This is a genomic window from Chromohalobacter israelensis DSM 3043, from assembly GCF_000055785.1.
Taxonomy (GTDB): domain Bacteria; phylum Pseudomonadota; class Gammaproteobacteria; order Pseudomonadales; family Halomonadaceae; genus Chromohalobacter; species Chromohalobacter israelensis.
On record NC_007963.1, the window covers coordinates 2892253 to 2907300 of the forward strand.

Genomic DNA, 15048 nt, shown 5'->3' on the forward strand with positions numbered 1-15048 from the left:
TGGGGATGCAGTATTTCCCGGCCAAAACCGTTATAATGCAATGCATCAAATTCCATCGCGCCGGTCGCAGTTCGAGACGCCGCTTGCCGGCTGACCGACGCACCTTGTGTAAGGGTTACGTGAATGGTTGGCACGCATATGGATGAGTCAGTAGACATTGTACTCGTGGGCGCGGGCGTCATGAGCGCCACGCTCGCGACCCTGCTTCACGAGCTGGAACCGGATGCCCGCATCGAGATCATCGAGCGTCTCGACAGCACCGCCAGCGAAAGCTCATTTGCCTGGAACAATGCCGGCACCGGTCACGCCGGCTTGTGCGAACTCAACTACACGCCCCGCGCCGACGACGGCTCGATCTCGCTCGACAAGGCCATTCATACCAACACCCTGTTCGAAGAGTCCAAGCAGTTCTGGAGCTACCTGGTCGAGAAAGGCAATCTCGGCGACCCCGGCCGTTTCGTGCATCCCGTTCCGCACATGAGCTTCGTGCGCGGCGAGGACGACGTGCGCTTCCTGCGCGATCGCTACCACGCCATGCGCGAGCATCCCTGTTTCGAAGGCATGGAATACACCGAGGATCGCAGCGTCATCGGCCAGTGGGCGCCGCTGCTGCTCGACGGTCGCGAAGGCGATGAACCGCTCGCGGCGACACGCGTGGCCACCGGCACCGATGTCGATTTCGGCGCGCTGACCCGCCAATTGCTCGCTCGCCTCGAGGAAAAACCCGACGAGCAGGTACGCATCACTACCGGCCAGACGGTCGAGGACTTGACGCGCAATGAAGACGGCAGCTGGCGCATCAAGATCGCGGGCAACGACGACACCCAGCGCACCCTGAACGCACGCTTCGTGTTCCTGGGCGCCGGCGGCGCCTCGCTGCATCTTCTGCAGAAGAGCGGCATTCCCGAAGGCAAGGGCTACGCGGGCTTCCCGGTCAGTGGCCAATGGCTGCGCTGCGACAAGCCCGAGATCGTCTCGCGCCACAATGCCAAGGTCTACAGCAAGGCGCCCATCGGCGCGCCTCCCATGTCGGTGCCGCATCTCGACACACGCAACGTCGATGGCTCGCCCTCGCTGCTGTTCGGCCCCTTCGCCGGCTTCACCACCAAGTTCCTGAAGACCGGCTCGGTGATGGATCTGGCCAAGTCCGTGCGCTCCTCCAACCTGAGCCCCATGCTCTCGGTGGCGCGTGACAACTTCAGCCTGGTCAAGTACCTGATCGATCAGGTACGGCTGTCGCACGAGCAACGTGTCGACGAGCTGCGCACGTTCTATCCCATGGCCAAGAATGACGACTGGCGCCTCGAAGTCGCCGGTCAGCGCGTCCAGGTGATCAAGAAGGACCCGCAGAAAGGCGGCATCCTGCAGTTCGGCACCGAGGTCGTGGCCGCCAGTGACGGCTCGCTGGCGGCACTGCTGGGCGCCTCGCCCGGCGCCTCCACCGCCACCTCGATCATGCTCAATCTCGTCGAACAGTGCTTCCCCGAGAAGTTCGCCAGCCAGGCATGGCAGCAGCGCCTGCACGATCTCGTGCCCGCTCGTGCCGAGACCCTGGCCGACAACGGCGACCTGCTGCGCGACGTGCGCCGCCGCACGCACGACACCCTCAAGCTGGTGGACACGCAGCCCAGTCCCGAACCGGTGACCTGAAGCCGCGCCACTGTCTCGGAAGCCCTGCTGCAACGAAAGCCCTGCTGCAACGAAAAGCGCCTCGACCCAAGGGTCGAGGCGCTTTTTCATGTCCGGGGCGCAAGCGTGCGGCACGCCAGGCTCAAGGCCGCCGGCACCGCTCGGGGCAAGCGCGCCTCAGTGCAGCCAAAACCACAGGTGCATGGTGCTCCAGGCATAGACGCCGGCCAGCACGTCATCGAACATGATTCCGAAGCCGCCCGCCACGCGGCGGTCGACCCAGCGAATCGGCCACGGCTTGATGATGTCGAAGACCCGGAACACCACGAACCCCCATAGCGCCGCCTCCCAGGAAAAAGGCACCGCCGCCATGGTGAGCCAGTAGCCGACGAACTCATCCCAGACGATGCCGGAGTGATCATGCACCCCCAGGTCGCGGGAAGTCTTGTCGCATAGCCAAATGCCCAGCAGCGAGGCAATGCCCACCAGTCCCAGGTACCACTCGAGGGTCAACCCCGACAGCAGCCAGTAAAACGGGATCGCTGCCAAGGTGCCGAAGGTTCCCGGTGCAAAGGGAATCGCCCCGCTGCCAAGCCCGAAGGCCAGAAAATGCGAAGGGCGACGCCAGACGCTGCGTGGCGCGCGATTCATGAGGCGCCTCCTGTGAAGTGCTGCCATCCCACTCCTTGGAGCGTCTCGGGAATGCCTCGTATGCCCGGCTCGGCGGTGACCCGCCCGATCTCGGTCAAGGCGACATCGCACGCGGCGCAACGTTGCTGGGCATCCGCCCAGGCGGCATCCGGCACGCTGACCAGCAGTTGATAATCGTCGCCGCCGTTGAGCGCGGCATGCAATGCGGCCTCGCGGCCCAGGGTCATGTCGAGGGAAGGCGCAAGCGGCAGGTCATCGGGCGACAGGACGGCCCCCACCCCCGAAGCCCGGCACAGATGACCGAGATCGGCCAGAAGCCCGTCGGAAATGTCCAGCCCCGCCGAGGCCAGGTCACGCAGGGCCTGACCGGCAGCGAGCTGCGGCGTGGGCGTCAGATAGGCGGCCAGCAGGGGGTCCGCGAGATCGTGACCACCCGCCTGCCACATGCGCAACCCGGCGTGACCGCCGCCCAGCGACCCCGTCACCGCCAGACGCTCGCCCGGGGCCGCGCCGGTACGGCGCAACGCCTGGCCGGCAGGTACATCGCCGATCACGGTGACCCCGATCGACAGAGAGCCGCGTGTGACATCGCCGCCGATGAGCGGCGTCGCGGTGCGCCGGCCGAGTTCGCGAAACCCGTGGGCGAAACGTTCCAGCCAGTCGGGCTCGGCGTGCGAGAGCGTCAGCGCCATCAGACACCCCCGCGGACGCGCCCCCATCGCCGCCAGATCGGAAAGTGCGACGGCCAGCGCGCGATGCCCGATGGCCTCGGGCGGCGCATCGCCGGGAAAGTGCACGTCGACCACCGAGGTATCCACGCTCAGCGCCAGTTCGTGACCGGCCTCCGGACTCAACAGGGCGCAATCGTCGCCGACGCCCAGCGCCACGCCGGGCATCGGCGGTTCGCTATCGGGCGTGGTGAAATAACGCGCGATGATGTCGAATTCACCCAACATGTCAGCGACGGCGCGCAGCGACCTCGGCACTCCGCAAGCGACTCGCCAGCTTGTCGAGAATACCGTTGACATACTTGTGGCCATCGGTGGCGCCGAACGCCTTGGCCAGTTCGATGCCTTCGTTGATCACCGCACGGTACGGCACCTCGAGGCGATACTTCAGCTCGTAGGCGCCCAGCCGCAGAATCGCCAGCTCGATACGGTCGAGGTCCTCGAGACGCCGGTCGAGCAACGGCGCGATGGTCTTGTCGATGGCCTCGCGGTCGGCGGCCACGTTGTGCAGCAGCTCGTGGAACAGCGCCAGGTCGGCGATTCCCATGACCTTGTGCCAGTTCTCGTGGTCTTCGAGGTCCTCATCGGCGATCTGCGCCCGGAACTCCGACTCCACCGCCGTGATCGACTTGCCGGTCATCTGCCATTGGTAGAGTCCCTGCACCGCCAGCTCACGCGCCGCACGCCGCGATTGCTGAGCCGGGGTCGCCTCACGTGGCGTCTGGCTCATGCCTCACCCCCGAAGCGTTTGAACAGCGAGACCATTTCCATCGCCGCCATGGCCGCCTCGGCGCCCTTGTTGCCGGCCTTGGTCCCGGCGCGCTCGATGGCCTGCTCGATGGAGTTGACGGTCAGCACGCCATTGGCGATGGGCGTGTCGGACTCCAGCTGCAAACTGCTCAGCGCGCTGTTGCAGTTGCCCGCCACGTACTCGAAATGCGGCGTACCGCCCCGAATCACCGCGCCCAGGGCGATGACGGCATCGGGCTTGAGTACCCGCAGGGCACGCTTGACGGCCAGCGGCAGTTCCCAGGCGCCGGGCACGTGGATGATGTCGACGTTTTCTTCGTCCACGCCATGACGGACGAGGCTGTCCACGGCCCCTTCCACCAGGCTATCGACCACATGATGATTGAAGCGGCCCACGACGATGACATAACGGCCATCGACATCGGTGTAGCCACCCTCGACTTGAGAGATCGGTTGCATTTTCAAATCCCGGGTCTGGAAGCGCGAAACTTCGCGCACGATATATCAGCTATGTCGGTACGTGCCAGTGAAGTGATCGCTTACGCCGCCATGACGCGACCCTCGGGCCACGTCCGCGGTCGTCGCTTGCGACCGGCACGACCGGCCGCCGACGCCCCAGGGCGCGGCGGTCGAATGGATGAAGGCCTATTCTACCGGCTGGTCGCTCTCGGGGGTATCGCCTCCGACCCGTTCGACGACCTCGAGGTCGAAACCGGAAAGCGCGGAGAACTTCCACGGCGAACTCAACAGCCGCATCTGCCCCACACCCAGCTGGCGCAGAATCTGCGAGCCGGTGCCGATGGTCAGATAATTGCCGGCGCCGTCGGACTCGCTGGAACGCGGGGCCGGCTTGCGTCCGAGCAGCACGTCGAGCTGGTCTTTCAGATCGAGCCGCGGTCGGCCGTCATCGAGCAGCACGAACACGCCCGCCTCGGCGTCGGCGATCTGGGCCAGGGCACTGGCAGCGGTCCAGCTGTGGCTATCCGGCCTGGTCAGCATCAGCAGGTCGCGCAGCGTATCGGCGATGTGCACACGTACGGTGGTCGGCGACTCGGTGCGCGGGGTGCCCTTCACCAGCGCCAGATGATGCGTATTCTGGATGCGGTCGCGGAAGACGTGCAGGGTCAACTCGCCGAAAGCGGTATCGACGACGCTGCGCTCGACCTCGTCGACGGTGCGCTCGTGGTGAATACGGTAGTGAATCAGATCGGCGATGGTGCCGATCTTGATGTCATGCTCGGCGGCGAAACGTTCGAGCTCGTCGCGACGCGCCATGCTGCCGTCATCGTTCATGACCTCGCAGATCACGCCGCTCGGTTCGAAACCGGCCATGGCGGCCAGGTCGCATGCCGCCTCGGTATGCCCGGCGCGCCGCAACACGCCACCCGGCTCGGCCATCAGCGGAAAGATATGCCCTGGCTGGACGATATCCGCGGCCACGGCGTCGCGCGCCGCCGCCGCACGTACGGTGCGAGCACGGTCGGAGGCGGAGATCCCCGTGGACACGCCGCGCGCGGCTTCGATGGAAACGGTGAACTTGGTACCGAAACCGGAGCCGTTGTCGCGGACCATCAAGGGCAGTTCGAGGCGTTCGCAACGCTCCCGGGTCATCGGCAGGCAGATCAGGCCGCGGGCGTAGCGCGCCATGAAATTGATGTGCTCGGCGTCGACGCACTCGGCGGCCATGATGATATCGCCTTCGTTCTCGCGATCCTCATCGTCCATGAGAATGACCATCTTGCCTTGGCGGATGTCCTCGACGATGGCGTCGATGGAAGCCAAGCCCTGTTTGGATGAAAGCGCCATGGTGTCTCCGATGCTCGTCTCGTACACCGATGCGTCGCGGGCATCGGCGCCGTCTAGGGGGTGTCGTTGCGTGACAACGCGGGCGTCGTGGCAGCCCGACACCCAGTCAGGTCGGCGCCCAGAGTACCTGCAAGCGCGCCGACGCGCCAGTGGCAGCGCCCATGTGAGTGAAGGCTCACGCTTCGTCCTTGGCGCTGCGCGAGGGCCGCGCCACGATCCGCCAGTCCTGGCCCACGGCGCGAATGTCGTCGATGTGCAGCGGACGTTGCTGCGCCATGCGTTCCAGCCCCGGCAGGGCGAACAGGGGACGCGCTTCGCCGCCGAGCAGCGTCGGCGCCACGAACAGGTGCATCTCGTCGATCGCCTCGAGATCGAGCATGGCACCGGCCAGCGTCGCCCCGGTTTCCAGCAGGACCTCGTTGCACTGCTCGTCGCGCGCCAGATACGCCAGCAGCGCGCGCAGATCGACGCGGCCGCCCTCGTCGGCGGGCAGCATCAGCACCTCGGCGCCGGCTCGCGACAAGGCCTCGCGGCGTGCCTCGTCGGGGGTACAGGTGGCCACCAGGGTGCGCCCCGGCTCGCGCAGGCAGGCCGCCGCCAGCGGCAAGCGCAGGCGCGAGTCCACCACCACGCGCAAGGGCTGTCGACGGGCGATGGTCTCGCCGTCTTCGAGCGCGAGCTGATCGGCGCGCACGGTGAGCCGCGAGTTGTCGAAGATCACCGAATCGACCCCGGTCATCACCGCACTGGCCCGCGCGCGCAAGCGCTGCACTTCGGTACGGGCGGACGCCCCGGTGATCCATTGCGACTCCCCGCTGGCCATGGCGGTACGCCCGTCCAGGCTCATCGCCATCTTCAAGCGCACGAACGGCAAGCCATCGCGCATGCGCTTGACGAAGCCGACATTGAGCGCCTCCGCGTCGGTCGCCAAGAGCCCCACGTCTACCTCGATGCCCGCCTCGCGCAGCATGGCCACGCCACGCCCGGCCACCTGGGGATTGGGATCGACCATGGCGACCACGACACGGCGCACGCCGGCATCGATCAACGCCTGGGCACAGGGCGGCGTGCGGCCATGGTGGGAACAGGGCTCCAGTGTCACGTAGACCGTGGCGCCCGCGGCGGCGTCGCCCGCCTCGCGCAAGGCATGCACCTCGGCATGCGGGCCGCCGGCATAGGCGTGATATCCCTCGCCGACGATGCGGCCGGCATTGACCACGACGCAGCCGACACGCGGATTGGGATGCGTGGTATAGCAGCCATGGCGCGCCAACTGCAGCGCACGCGCCATGCAGGCTTCGGGGGACGGCGGAGTCATCGAATCTCCTGAGGCATTGACGCGTCGCGGCAAGCCGCGTCAGCGTTTGTCGGCATCATCCGGCGAAAAGCTGGGTTCCTGCGCCAGACGATCGATCTCGGCGCGGAACTCATCCAGGTCCTGGAAGCGACGATAGACCGAGGCGAAGCGGATGTAGGCGACCTGGTCGAGCCGCTTGAGCGAGCGCATGACCTCCTCGCCGATCTCGCGCGCCTCGATTTCGCGCTCGCCACGGGCACGGAGACGCTGGCGAATGCGCTCGACCGCCGCTTCGATGGACTCGGCGCTGACCGGACGTTTCTCCAGCGCACGCAGCATGCCGGCGCGCAACTTGCGTTCGTCGAAGGTTTCCCGCGAGCCGTCGCCCTTGATCACGCGGGGCATGACCAGTTCCGCCGTCTCGTAGGTGGTGAAACGCTCGCCGCAGTCGTTGCACTGGCGACGCCGACGCACCTGGTCCCCCTCGGCGACGAGGCGCGAATCGGTCACCTTGGTGTCGTACTTTCCACAAAAGGGACAATGCATCGTGGCGCATCCGCGGTTGGCTATCGAGGATCAGGGGCGTCGTGATCGAAACCGCGACGGGGCATCCGAACGACCTTCAGTCGTCACATCACGGTCAAGATCATCGGCCATTGTAGCCTTTACGCCGGGCAAGCGGAAACTCGCTTGCACACCGTGGCCACCCGGACCACGCTCATAACGCGACGCTTGCGTCGCAAGCACCCCCTTCATTGACAAGGAATCGCCTGGAGGAACCGTCATGGGCATCATCGCATGGATCGTCTTCGGCCTGCTGGCCGGTATCGTCGCCAAGCTCATCATGCCGGGCCGCGATCCCGGCGGCCTCATCGTCAGCCTCATCCTCGGGGTACTCGGCGCCATCGTCGGCGGCTGGATCGGTACCGCGCTGGGCTTCGGCACGGTGGATGGCTTCAACCTCGGCAGCTTCGCCATCGCCGTGCTCGGGGCCATCATCCTCCTGGGGCTCTACCGCATCGTGAAGAAATGACCCTTCCCCGTCCGCGCACGCCGGCCAGGTGCTGGCGTGCGCGGGCCGCCATGCCCGGCAAAACGGCAGTCTTCGCCGAGCATGGCACGACTTCTGCAACAATTCTGGCGTGCGAACCCCCGATTCTCGCGAGGAGCCGTCGATGCCCCACCCCATGTCCCACGCTCCGCAGCGTCAACTCGATGAAGCCGAGTTCGTCGACCGCGCTCGGGCACGCCTGAACGAGATCTACGGCCCTCGCGCCGACGAGGTGCTGCGCCGATTGCAGCGACTGGTGGCGCACCAGCGCGGTGCGATTCCCGAACGCCCGCGTCCATTGTGGAGCGAGCGCGACCAATTGCTCATCACCTACGGCGACCTCCTGCTCGACGGCGAACACCCTCCGCTGCAAGTGCTCGACGAATTTTTGGAGACCCGGCTCGCGGATACCTTCAGCGGCGTGCACGTCCTGCCGTTCTTCCCCTGGAGCAGCGACGACGGGTTTTCGGTCATTCATTATCGCGAGGTCAACCCTGCGCTGGGCGACTGGGACGACATTCGCCGCCTGGCCCGTCACGGCGACCTGATGGTCGACCTGGTGATCAATCATGTCTCGCGGGAATCGCTGTGGTTCGTCGACTACCTCGCGGGCACGCAGCCGGGCCGCGACTATTTCATTGAAATGGACCCCGCCACCGACCTGTCGCAAGTCACGCGCCCGCGCAATTCGCCGCTGCTGGTGCCGGTCTCCACGCGCCGTGGCACGCGCTACCTGTGGGCCACCTTCTCCGAAGACCAGATCGACCTGAACTTCGCCAATCCCGATGTGCTCATCGAATTCATCGGCATCATGCTCTATTACGTGGCGCAAGGCGCGCGCATCATCCGTCTCGACGCCATCGCCTATCTGTGGAAGCAGGTCGGCACCGCCTGCATTCATCTGCCGGAAACGCATGCCGTGGTGCGCCTGCTGCGCGCCGTTCTCGATCACCTCGCCCCCGGTACCCTGCTGATCACCGAAACCAACGTCCCGCACCGCGAGAACATGAGCTATTTCGGCCTCGAACGGCTGGCGACCGCATCGCCGGACGCGACCGCGCAGCCCGACGAAGCGCACATGATCTACCAGTTCACGTTGCCGCCCCTGCTGGTGCATACCCTGACCAGCGGCGACGCCACGGCGCTGGAGGCCTGGGCGCGCAGCCTGCCCTCGCTGCCGCCGGGATGCACCTACTTCAATTTCACCGCCAGCCATGACGGCATCGGCGTGCGAGCCCTGGAGGGCCTGCTGCCGCCCCACGAGATCGAAGCGATGCTCGAGCTCATGCATCGCTTCGGGGGCTACGTGAGCATGAAGGCCGACGCCGACGGCAAGGACTCCCCCTACGAAGTCAACATCACCTATTTCGACGCCCTGCGCGGCACACGAAGAGGCGCCGACCCCTGGCAGGTGGAGCGCTTCCTGTGCAGCCAGCATCTGATGCTGGCCCTGCAAGGCATCCCCGGCATCTACTTCCACTGCCTGACCGCCACCCTCAACGACCATGAAGGGGTCGAGCGCAGCGGCCAGTTGCGCACCATCAACCGGCGCCGCTGGCAGAAGGAAGAACTCGATGAGTTGCTCGACAGCCGCAATACGCCCACGCGCGAGGTCTTTTTGGCCTTGCGCCGACGTCTCAAGCTGCGTGCCCAGGAGCCCTGCTTCCACCCTCAGGCGGCGCAGCGCATCGTGACCACGCCTCCGACACTGTTCGCCGTGCAACGTGGCCCGCTCGACGATGGCCGCCGTCTGCTCGCGATCTACAACGTCACCGACAAGCGCCAGCCCCTGGAGGTGGCCGAACTGGACGAAGGCAGCTGGTACGACCTGCTGGCCGACGCGCCCTGGGATGCCTCGGCACCACGCGAGTTGCGCCCCTACCGCAGCCTCTGGCTGGTACAGCGCCCCGGCGCGGATTGAAGCACTTGCCGACGCGACAGGCGCTGGGTAGAGTGGATGCCGGAGATGGCATTCCTCCGGTCGCCGAGCCCCGTCATGTGCGGTGCCACCGCGACAAACCGCCTGGCGTGATCCGAGACCATGACGTCTCGACCACCGGCCGCCAGCGCTAATGATGCCTGCCAACGCACCCGAGGTGCGTCGTGCGCAGGCATTCGCTATCCGTCTTTCGGCACGCCGCATCTCGTTCATTCATTCTCGACAGGAATGCGAACACACATGTGGCTTTCCCTCGTGGCGATCGGTGCCGGCGCCGCCCTCGGCGCCAACCTGCGCTGGCTACTCGGCATGTGGCTCAATGCCCTTTTCCCTGCCCTGCCCCCCGGTACACTGGCGGCCAACTGGCTGGGCGCCTGGTTGATCGGCATCGCCATTGCCCTGTTCGCCCAGCTGCCGCAGCTTTCACCGGAATGGCGCCTGTTCGTGGTGACCGGCTTTCTCGGTGCACTGACGACCTTCTCGACGTTTTCCGCCGAGATGTTCGGCAACCTGCAGGCCGGACGGTACGCCATGGCGTTGACGGGCATCGCCGTGCACGTCGCGGGATCGCTGGCGATGACCGGCCTGGGCATCGCCACCTTCGGCGCCCTCAAGCAGTTGGGAGGTATCATCAAATGAATGCATGGCAACACGGTGACGAAGTCATTTTCATGGCACCGCAATCACGCCGGCACCACGGCAAGCCGGTGATCGATGCCGTGGCGGCATGCGCCAAAAAGCTCGGCATCACGCGCATGACGCAACGCATGGACAGTGAGGGTACCGGCGCCAACGGTCGCACGCACTCGGCGCATTTTTTCGAACTGGCCGACCAGCCCGTCGAACTCGCGTTCGTGCTGGAAAAGGCATTGGCCGAGCGCCTGATCGAGGCGGTCGACGAAGCGGGTATCGACGTTTTCGTGCTCCGCCGCGACGTCGCCTACGCACAACTGGGCGGCGAACGACGCTGAGGCTACACCGTCACCAGGGCGAAGCCGGCGTTCTGCAGCGCGATCCCCACCGTCATGCTCGACTGCGCCCATTCGACATCGGCCAGCGCGGCAATGTCGGCGAAGCCTTGGCCATGCCAGGCCTGCAGGCAGGCCATGATCACCACGCCCTCGCGCTGCAGGGCCTCGATCAGGGCGCGATTCGGGTTGCCCGTGCCAGCGGGCAGGCCATGCTGACGCGCGTAGGCGGTGTCTTCGAGCAGACAGGGGGTGGCCGCGCCCGAGGCGACCACGACCATGTGACGCCGCTCGACGGGCACCTCGGCCGCGGCGAACAGGTTCACCGCCCGTACCGCACGCAGCAGGCCGGCATTCGCCGAGGTCGCCTGCGCGCTGGGCGTCGTCCATTGAAACAGCGCCCGGTAGGTCCCCCATGCCAGCGGCAGCCATTGGCTCAGCTCACCGCCGGCGGGCGGCGCGATATCGATGGGCGGTGCTACATCGCTCGGCATCTGCCGCGAGATCCAGGTATCCCAGCGTGTCATGATGGCGCCCTCCCGACCGTCGATGTCTTCTACTTCATCGCGTCCGCGCGCACTTGGCAAGCCTCGCGCGCCGTCAGACGGAAACGTTTAATGCTCGGCTAATCCCATCCCGTTACCCTAGCGCCATGATGTCACTGGCATGGAACCTCATGAGTCACGAATTACGCTGGTCACCCCGTCCCGTTCACGCCCTGCATCGATGGTTCGCCATCGTGCTGGGCGCCGTCATGCTGATCCTGGCGTATCCCGCAGCGGCCGATTCGCCGTTTGCCTCGCAGGACGAGTTCCTGTCCGCCGAGCAGGCGTTCTCGTTATCGCTCTCCCGGGAAGACGGCGAGCTCGTCGCGCAATGGGAGATCGCCCCCGATTACTATCTCTACCGCAAGCGCTTCAGCGTCGAGACCGAGGAGGGAGCGGTAACCCCGGACCTGCCCGAGGGCGAGACGATCGAGGACGAGTACTTCGGTCGCTCCGAGGTCTATCACTACGCCGTCACGTTGCGCGCCGCGCTGGGCGATGCCGAAAGAGTGACCCTGGCCTGGCAAGGCTGCGCCGAAGCCGGTCTCTGCTATCCGCCGCAACGTCAGACGTTCGACGCCGAGTCGCTCGAGCCGCTGGGCCCGGCCAGCGTCGCCGGCGATGCCACCGTCGCCGACTCACCCGGCGACGCGAGCGCACCCGACACCAACGGGGCACGCGCCACGAGCGCCCCTGACAGTCCCCAGGAGGAGCGCCAGATGGCGGCTTCGGCCCAGGGCGAGGATCAGCGCCTCGCGGCGCGGCTGGCCGATGCGCGACTCGGCTGGGTGGTCGCGGCCTTCTTTGGCATGGGGCTGCTGCTGACCTTCACCCCCTGCGTGCTGCCCATGGTGCCGATCCTCTCCAGCCTCATCGTCGGTGCCACCCGCGACGGCCGACCACGCATGCGCGACGGTGCCATGCTCTCGCTCGCCTACATCCTGCCCATGGCAACGACCTATGCGGGACTTGGCGTCGCGGCGGCACTCGCCGGCGCCAACCTGCAAATGCTCTTCCAGGCTCCTGCCTTCATCGTCAGTTTCGCCGCACTCTTCGTCCTGCTGGCCCTGGCGATGTTCGGTGCCTTCGAGCTGGCGTTGCCCAGCGGTCTGCAGACACGACTCGACGCCTGGATGGCGCGTCAACGCGGTGGGCGGCTGGGTGGCGCGGCCGTGATGGGCGTGCTCTCGGCCCTGCTGGTCGGCCCCTGCATGACCGCACCGCTGGCCGGCGCCCTGCTCTACATCGCCGACAGCGGCGACGCCTGGCAGGGCGCGCTGGCCCTGTGGTCACTGGGGCTGGGCATGGGCGCGCCCTTGCTCGCGGTGGGCCTGCTCGGACCTCGCATCCTGCCTCGCCCCGGCCCGTGGATGAACCACGTGCGCATCGTGTTCGGCTTCGTCCTGCTGGGCATGGCGATATGGTTCGCGGCACGCGTGCTGCCCCCCGCCCTCGAACTGGCGGCGTGGGGCGCCCTGCTCGTCGGGCTGGCGCAGGCCGCCTGGCATGCCGCACGCACGCTGCGCGATGCCCTCGCCCCCCTGAGTCGCAGCATCGCCATGCTGCTGGCCCTGTGGGGCGTACTGATGATCGTCGGCGCGGCCAGTGGACAGCACGATCCATTGCGTCCCCTGGCGGGCTTCACCGGGAACGGCGACGCTGCCGGATCCGCCGAGGCCACGCCGCTGACCTTCGAGACCGTCGCCGACCAGGCCGCGCTCGATGCCCGCCTGGACCGGGCAAGTGCGCAACAGCGCTGGACGCTGGTGGAGTTCACCGCCGACTGGTGCATCAGCTGCGAGATCATCGAGGACAACGTCTTCGGTGACGCGCGCGTGCAAGCGGCACTGGACGACGTGCAACGCCTGCGCATCGACGTCACCGACAACGATGCCGAGGACAGCGCCATCATGCAGGCGCTGGGCGTCGTCGGCCCGCCCACCCTGTTGTTCTACGGCCCCGATGGCACCGAGCGCCGAGAGAGCCGCATCATCGGCGAGTTGAGCGCCGAGGAATTCCTCGAGCGCCTGGACGCCGCACGCACGGCGACCGCGTCGGAGAAAGGAGCATGACGGCCCTGGATCGAAGCCTGGCCATCGGGCCCCTGGCGTTCAGCCTCGGTCAGCTGCTGCTGGCTCTGGCGCTTGGCGTGGCCATCGCCGCCGGCGCCCTCGCCGGACGCCGGCAACGCGTCGGCGTCAGCGACACCTTGTTCACGCTATTGCTGCTGGCGTTGCTCGGCGCGCGCCTGGTATTCGTGGTGCGCTATTGGGACGCCTACGATGCCTGGTGGACCATGCTCGACATCCGCGACCGGGGCTTCGATCCGTGGGGCGGGCTTGCCGCCGCCCTGATCTACGGCGGTTGGCGGCTATGGCGTGTGCCTCGCCAGCGTCGCGCCCTGGGCATTGCCCTGCTCGCGGGCGGCATGAGCTGGGGCACCGCAGCCGTCACCGTCAGTCAACTCGTTCCCACCGCCGGCACGCTTCCCGACACACGGCTGATGACGCTCGATGACGCTCCGCAGCGCCTGGACCGGTTGCCTGACGCACGTGCACGGCCTCTGGTCGTCAACCTCTGGGCCAGTTGGTGCCCGCCATGCCGACGCGAAATGCCCCTGCTCGCCGAGACGCAACGACGTCGGGATGACATCGCCTTCGCGTTCGTCAACCAGGGAGAGTCGACAGCTGCCATCCGCCGCTTTCTGGACGCTGAATCCCTCGTCATGGACAACGTGCTGCACGATGACGCCCTGGCACTCGGCGAACACGTCGGCGCCATGGCAATGCCCACCACCCTGTTCTACGACGCCGAGGGGCGCCTGGTCGACACGCATTTCGGCGAACTCTCCCAAGCCACACTGACGCAGGCGCTAGCGCGTCTCGCCTCACCGCAATAGGAGCTTCCCATGACGCATTTCCTGCCTGGCGCTCGCCTGGGGCTCATCGTCGCCCTGGGGCTCGGCGGCACCCCCGCGTGGGCGCAACCCGACGATCTTCCCGCCCCCGTCGAGGCGCTCGTCGCCCAGGGGCTGACGGTGCACGAGCGCTTCGCGGCTCCCGACGGCCTCACCGGCTATGCCGCCAGCGCGCAGGGCCAGCCGGTGGCGATCTACGTCACCGCGAACGGCCAGCATGCCATCGTCGGCAATCTCGTCGATGCCGAGGGCAACAACCTGTCGAGCGAGCCGCTCGACGAATTCGTCAAGGGGCCACAGGACGCCGCCGTCTGGCAACGCCTCGAGGACAGCCACTGGATCCTCGATGGCGACCACAGCGCCCCGCGCACGGTGTACGTCTTCACCGATCCCAACTGCCCGTACTGCAAGCGTTTCTGGGACGCCGCACGCCCCTGGGTCGAGGCCGGCGAAGTGCAACTGCGGCATGTCATGATCGGCGTTCTCGAGTCCGACAGCCCGGCCAAGGCAGCCACGCTGCTGGGCGCCGCCGATCCCGCCGCCGCCTTCACGGCACACAATCGCGGCGACGAGGTGGCCCCGTCCGCCCAACCGGCCGATATCGAGCAGCAGGTTCAGGACAACAACACCCTCATGCGCGAGCTGGGCCTGCGGGGCACGCCGGCGATCGTCTATCGTCGCGACAGCCAGTTGGAGGTCACCCAAGGCATGCCCGGCGACGACAAGATGCGCGCCGTCATGGGCTCTTCTCGTCCCTGACGGCGGCA

Annotated in this window: 16 protein-coding genes; 8 read left to right on the forward strand and 8 right to left on the reverse strand. The window is 66.8% G+C overall.

The window, feature by feature from the left end:
- The first annotated feature begins 123 nt into the window (after positions 1–123).
- Positions 124–1650: a malate dehydrogenase (quinone) gene (gene mqo, locus CSAL_RS13065; protein ID WP_011507872.1), complete on the forward strand. Its 1527-nt coding sequence runs from the start codon at positions 124–126 to the stop codon at positions 1648–1650.
- A 156-nt stretch (positions 1651–1806) separates the two neighbouring features.
- Here mqo and CSAL_RS13070 read toward each other — a convergent pair whose 3' ends face one another.
- The 7 genes from CSAL_RS13070 to nrdR all read right to left on the reverse strand — a co-directional run bounded on the left by CSAL_RS13070 (position 1807) and on the right by nrdR (position 7407).
- Positions 1807–2280 carry a phosphatidylglycerophosphatase A family protein gene (locus CSAL_RS13070; RefSeq protein ID WP_011507873.1) on the reverse strand — a complete coding sequence of 158 codons (474 nt, stop codon included), beginning with the start codon at positions 2278–2280 and terminating at the stop codon, positions 1807–1809.
- Positions 2277–3236 (reverse strand): thiamine-phosphate kinase, encoded by a 960-nt coding sequence (thiL, locus tag CSAL_RS13075; RefSeq protein ID WP_011507874.1) that lies wholly within the window; start codon positions 3234–3236, stop codon positions 2277–2279. Before thiL ends, CSAL_RS13070 begins: the two co-directional genes overlap by 4 nt.
- Position 3237: 1 nt before the next feature.
- Positions 3238–3738 carry a transcription antitermination factor NusB gene (nusB, locus tag CSAL_RS13080; protein WP_011507875.1) on the reverse strand — a complete coding sequence of 167 codons (501 nt, stop codon included), beginning with the start codon at positions 3736–3738 and terminating at the stop codon, positions 3238–3240.
- Positions 3735–4217 carry a 6,7-dimethyl-8-ribityllumazine synthase gene (gene ribH, locus CSAL_RS13085; protein WP_011507876.1) on the reverse strand — a complete coding sequence of 161 codons (483 nt, stop codon included), beginning with the start codon at positions 4215–4217 and terminating at the stop codon, positions 3735–3737. The genes nusB and ribH overlap by 4 nt, the downstream gene beginning before the upstream one ends.
- 186 nt (positions 4218–4403) lie before the next feature.
- Positions 4404–5564 carry a bifunctional 3,4-dihydroxy-2-butanone-4-phosphate synthase/GTP cyclohydrolase II gene (ribBA, locus tag CSAL_RS13090; RefSeq protein ID WP_011507877.1) on the reverse strand — a complete coding sequence of 387 codons (1161 nt, stop codon included), beginning with the start codon at positions 5562–5564 and terminating at the stop codon, positions 4404–4406.
- A 175-nt stretch (positions 5565–5739) separates the two neighbouring features.
- Positions 5740–6882, reverse strand: coding sequence for a bifunctional diaminohydroxyphosphoribosylaminopyrimidine deaminase/5-amino-6-(5-phosphoribosylamino)uracil reductase RibD (gene ribD / locus CSAL_RS13095; protein WP_011507878.1), 1143 nt, complete (start codon positions 6880–6882; stop codon positions 5740–5742).
- 39 nt (positions 6883–6921) lie between these two features.
- Positions 6922–7407 (reverse strand): transcriptional regulator NrdR, encoded by a 486-nt coding sequence (nrdR, locus tag CSAL_RS13100; RefSeq protein WP_011507879.1) that lies wholly within the window; start codon positions 7405–7407, stop codon positions 6922–6924.
- A 238-nt stretch (positions 7408–7645) separates the two neighbouring features.
- Between nrdR and CSAL_RS13105 the strand changes: the two genes are divergently transcribed.
- From CSAL_RS13105 to CSAL_RS13120, 4 genes are all read left to right on the forward strand, one after another.
- The gene (locus CSAL_RS13105; RefSeq protein ID WP_011507880.1) at positions 7646–7894 is read left to right on the forward strand and encodes a GlsB/YeaQ/YmgE family stress response membrane protein; all 249 of its coding nucleotides are present in this window, start codon (positions 7646–7648) and stop codon (positions 7892–7894) included.
- Between the two features lie 142 nt (positions 7895–8036).
- Positions 8037–9833 carry a sugar phosphorylase gene (locus tag CSAL_RS13110; RefSeq protein WP_011507881.1) on the forward strand — a complete coding sequence of 599 codons (1797 nt, stop codon included), beginning with the start codon at positions 8037–8039 and terminating at the stop codon, positions 9831–9833.
- A gap of 258 nt (positions 9834–10091) precedes the next feature.
- A complete protein-coding gene (gene crcB, locus CSAL_RS13115) occupies positions 10092–10490 on the forward strand; it encodes a fluoride efflux transporter CrcB (RefSeq protein WP_011507882.1) in 399 nt (132 codons plus the stop codon).
- A 32-nt stretch (positions 10491–10522) separates the two neighbouring features.
- On the forward strand, positions 10523–10822 hold the full coding sequence (locus tag CSAL_RS13120; RefSeq protein WP_240673378.1) for a DUF190 domain-containing protein: 300 nt from the start codon (positions 10523–10525) through the stop codon (positions 10820–10822).
- Between the two features lie 2 nt (positions 10823–10824).
- On the opposite strand, the gene CSAL_RS17015 is transcribed toward CSAL_RS13120, so the two are convergent.
- Positions 10825–11346, reverse strand: coding sequence for a DsrE family protein (locus tag CSAL_RS17015; protein WP_011507884.1), 522 nt, complete (start codon positions 11344–11346; stop codon positions 10825–10827).
- A 149-nt stretch (positions 11347–11495) separates the two neighbouring features.
- On the opposite strand from CSAL_RS17015, the gene dsbD reads away from it, so the two are divergent.
- From dsbD to dsbG, 3 genes are read left to right on the forward strand one after another with little or no spacing between them, the layout of a single operon-like run.
- Entirely contained in the window at positions 11496–13436 is a 1941-nt protein-coding gene (dsbD, locus tag CSAL_RS13130; protein WP_050934540.1) for a protein-disulfide reductase DsbD, read from the forward strand.
- Positions 13433–14263, forward strand: a complete 831-nt coding sequence (locus CSAL_RS13135) for a TlpA family protein disulfide reductase (RefSeq protein WP_011507886.1) — start codon at positions 13433–13435, stop codon at positions 14261–14263. The genes dsbD and CSAL_RS13135 overlap by 4 nt, the downstream gene beginning before the upstream one ends.
- Positions 14264–14272: 9 nt before the next feature.
- Positions 14273–15040 carry a thiol:disulfide interchange protein DsbG gene (gene dsbG, locus CSAL_RS13140; RefSeq protein WP_011507887.1) on the forward strand — a complete coding sequence of 256 codons (768 nt, stop codon included), beginning with the start codon at positions 14273–14275 and terminating at the stop codon, positions 15038–15040.
- The last annotated feature ends 8 nt before the right edge of the window (positions 15041–15048 follow it).

Coding starts and splice junctions, on each gene's coding strand:
- mqo (WP_011507872.1), top strand. CDS start 124: ATGGTTGGCACGCATATGGATGAGTCAGTAGACATTGTACTCGTGGGC.
- CSAL_RS13070 (WP_011507873.1), bottom strand. CDS start 2,280: ATGAATCGCGCGCCACGCAGCGTCTGGCGTCGCCCTTCGCATTTTCTG.
- thiL (WP_011507874.1), bottom strand. CDS start 3,236: ATGTTGGGTGAATTCGACATCATCGCGCGTTATTTCACCACGCCCGAT.
- nusB (WP_011507875.1), bottom strand. CDS start 3,738: ATGAGCCAGACGCCACGTGAGGCGACCCCGGCTCAGCAATCGCGGCGT.
- ribH (WP_011507876.1), bottom strand. CDS start 4,217: ATGCAACCGATCTCTCAAGTCGAGGGTGGCTACACCGATGTCGATGGC.
- ribBA (WP_011507877.1), bottom strand. CDS start 5,564: ATGGCGCTTTCATCCAAACAGGGCTTGGCTTCCATCGACGCCATCGTC.
- ribD (WP_011507878.1), bottom strand. CDS start 6,882: ATGACTCCGCCGTCCCCCGAAGCCTGCATGGCGCGTGCGCTGCAGTTG.
- nrdR (WP_011507879.1), bottom strand. CDS start 7,407: ATGCATTGTCCCTTTTGTGGAAAGTACGACACCAAGGTGACCGATTCG.
- CSAL_RS13105 (WP_011507880.1), top strand. CDS start 7,646: ATGGGCATCATCGCATGGATCGTCTTCGGCCTGCTGGCCGGTATCGTC.
- CSAL_RS13110 (WP_011507881.1), top strand. CDS start 8,037: ATGCCCCACCCCATGTCCCACGCTCCGCAGCGTCAACTCGATGAAGCC.
- crcB (WP_011507882.1), top strand. CDS start 10,092: ATGTGGCTTTCCCTCGTGGCGATCGGTGCCGGCGCCGCCCTCGGCGCC.
- CSAL_RS13120 (WP_240673378.1), top strand. CDS start 10,523: ATGGCACCGCAATCACGCCGGCACCACGGCAAGCCGGTGATCGATGCC.
- CSAL_RS17015 (WP_011507884.1), bottom strand. CDS start 11,346: ATGACACGCTGGGATACCTGGATCTCGCGGCAGATGCCGAGCGATGTA.
- dsbD (WP_050934540.1), top strand. CDS start 11,496: ATGAGTCACGAATTACGCTGGTCACCCCGTCCCGTTCACGCCCTGCAT.
- CSAL_RS13135 (WP_011507886.1), top strand. CDS start 13,433: ATGACGGCCCTGGATCGAAGCCTGGCCATCGGGCCCCTGGCGTTCAGC.
- dsbG (WP_011507887.1), top strand. CDS start 14,273: ATGACGCATTTCCTGCCTGGCGCTCGCCTGGGGCTCATCGTCGCCCTG.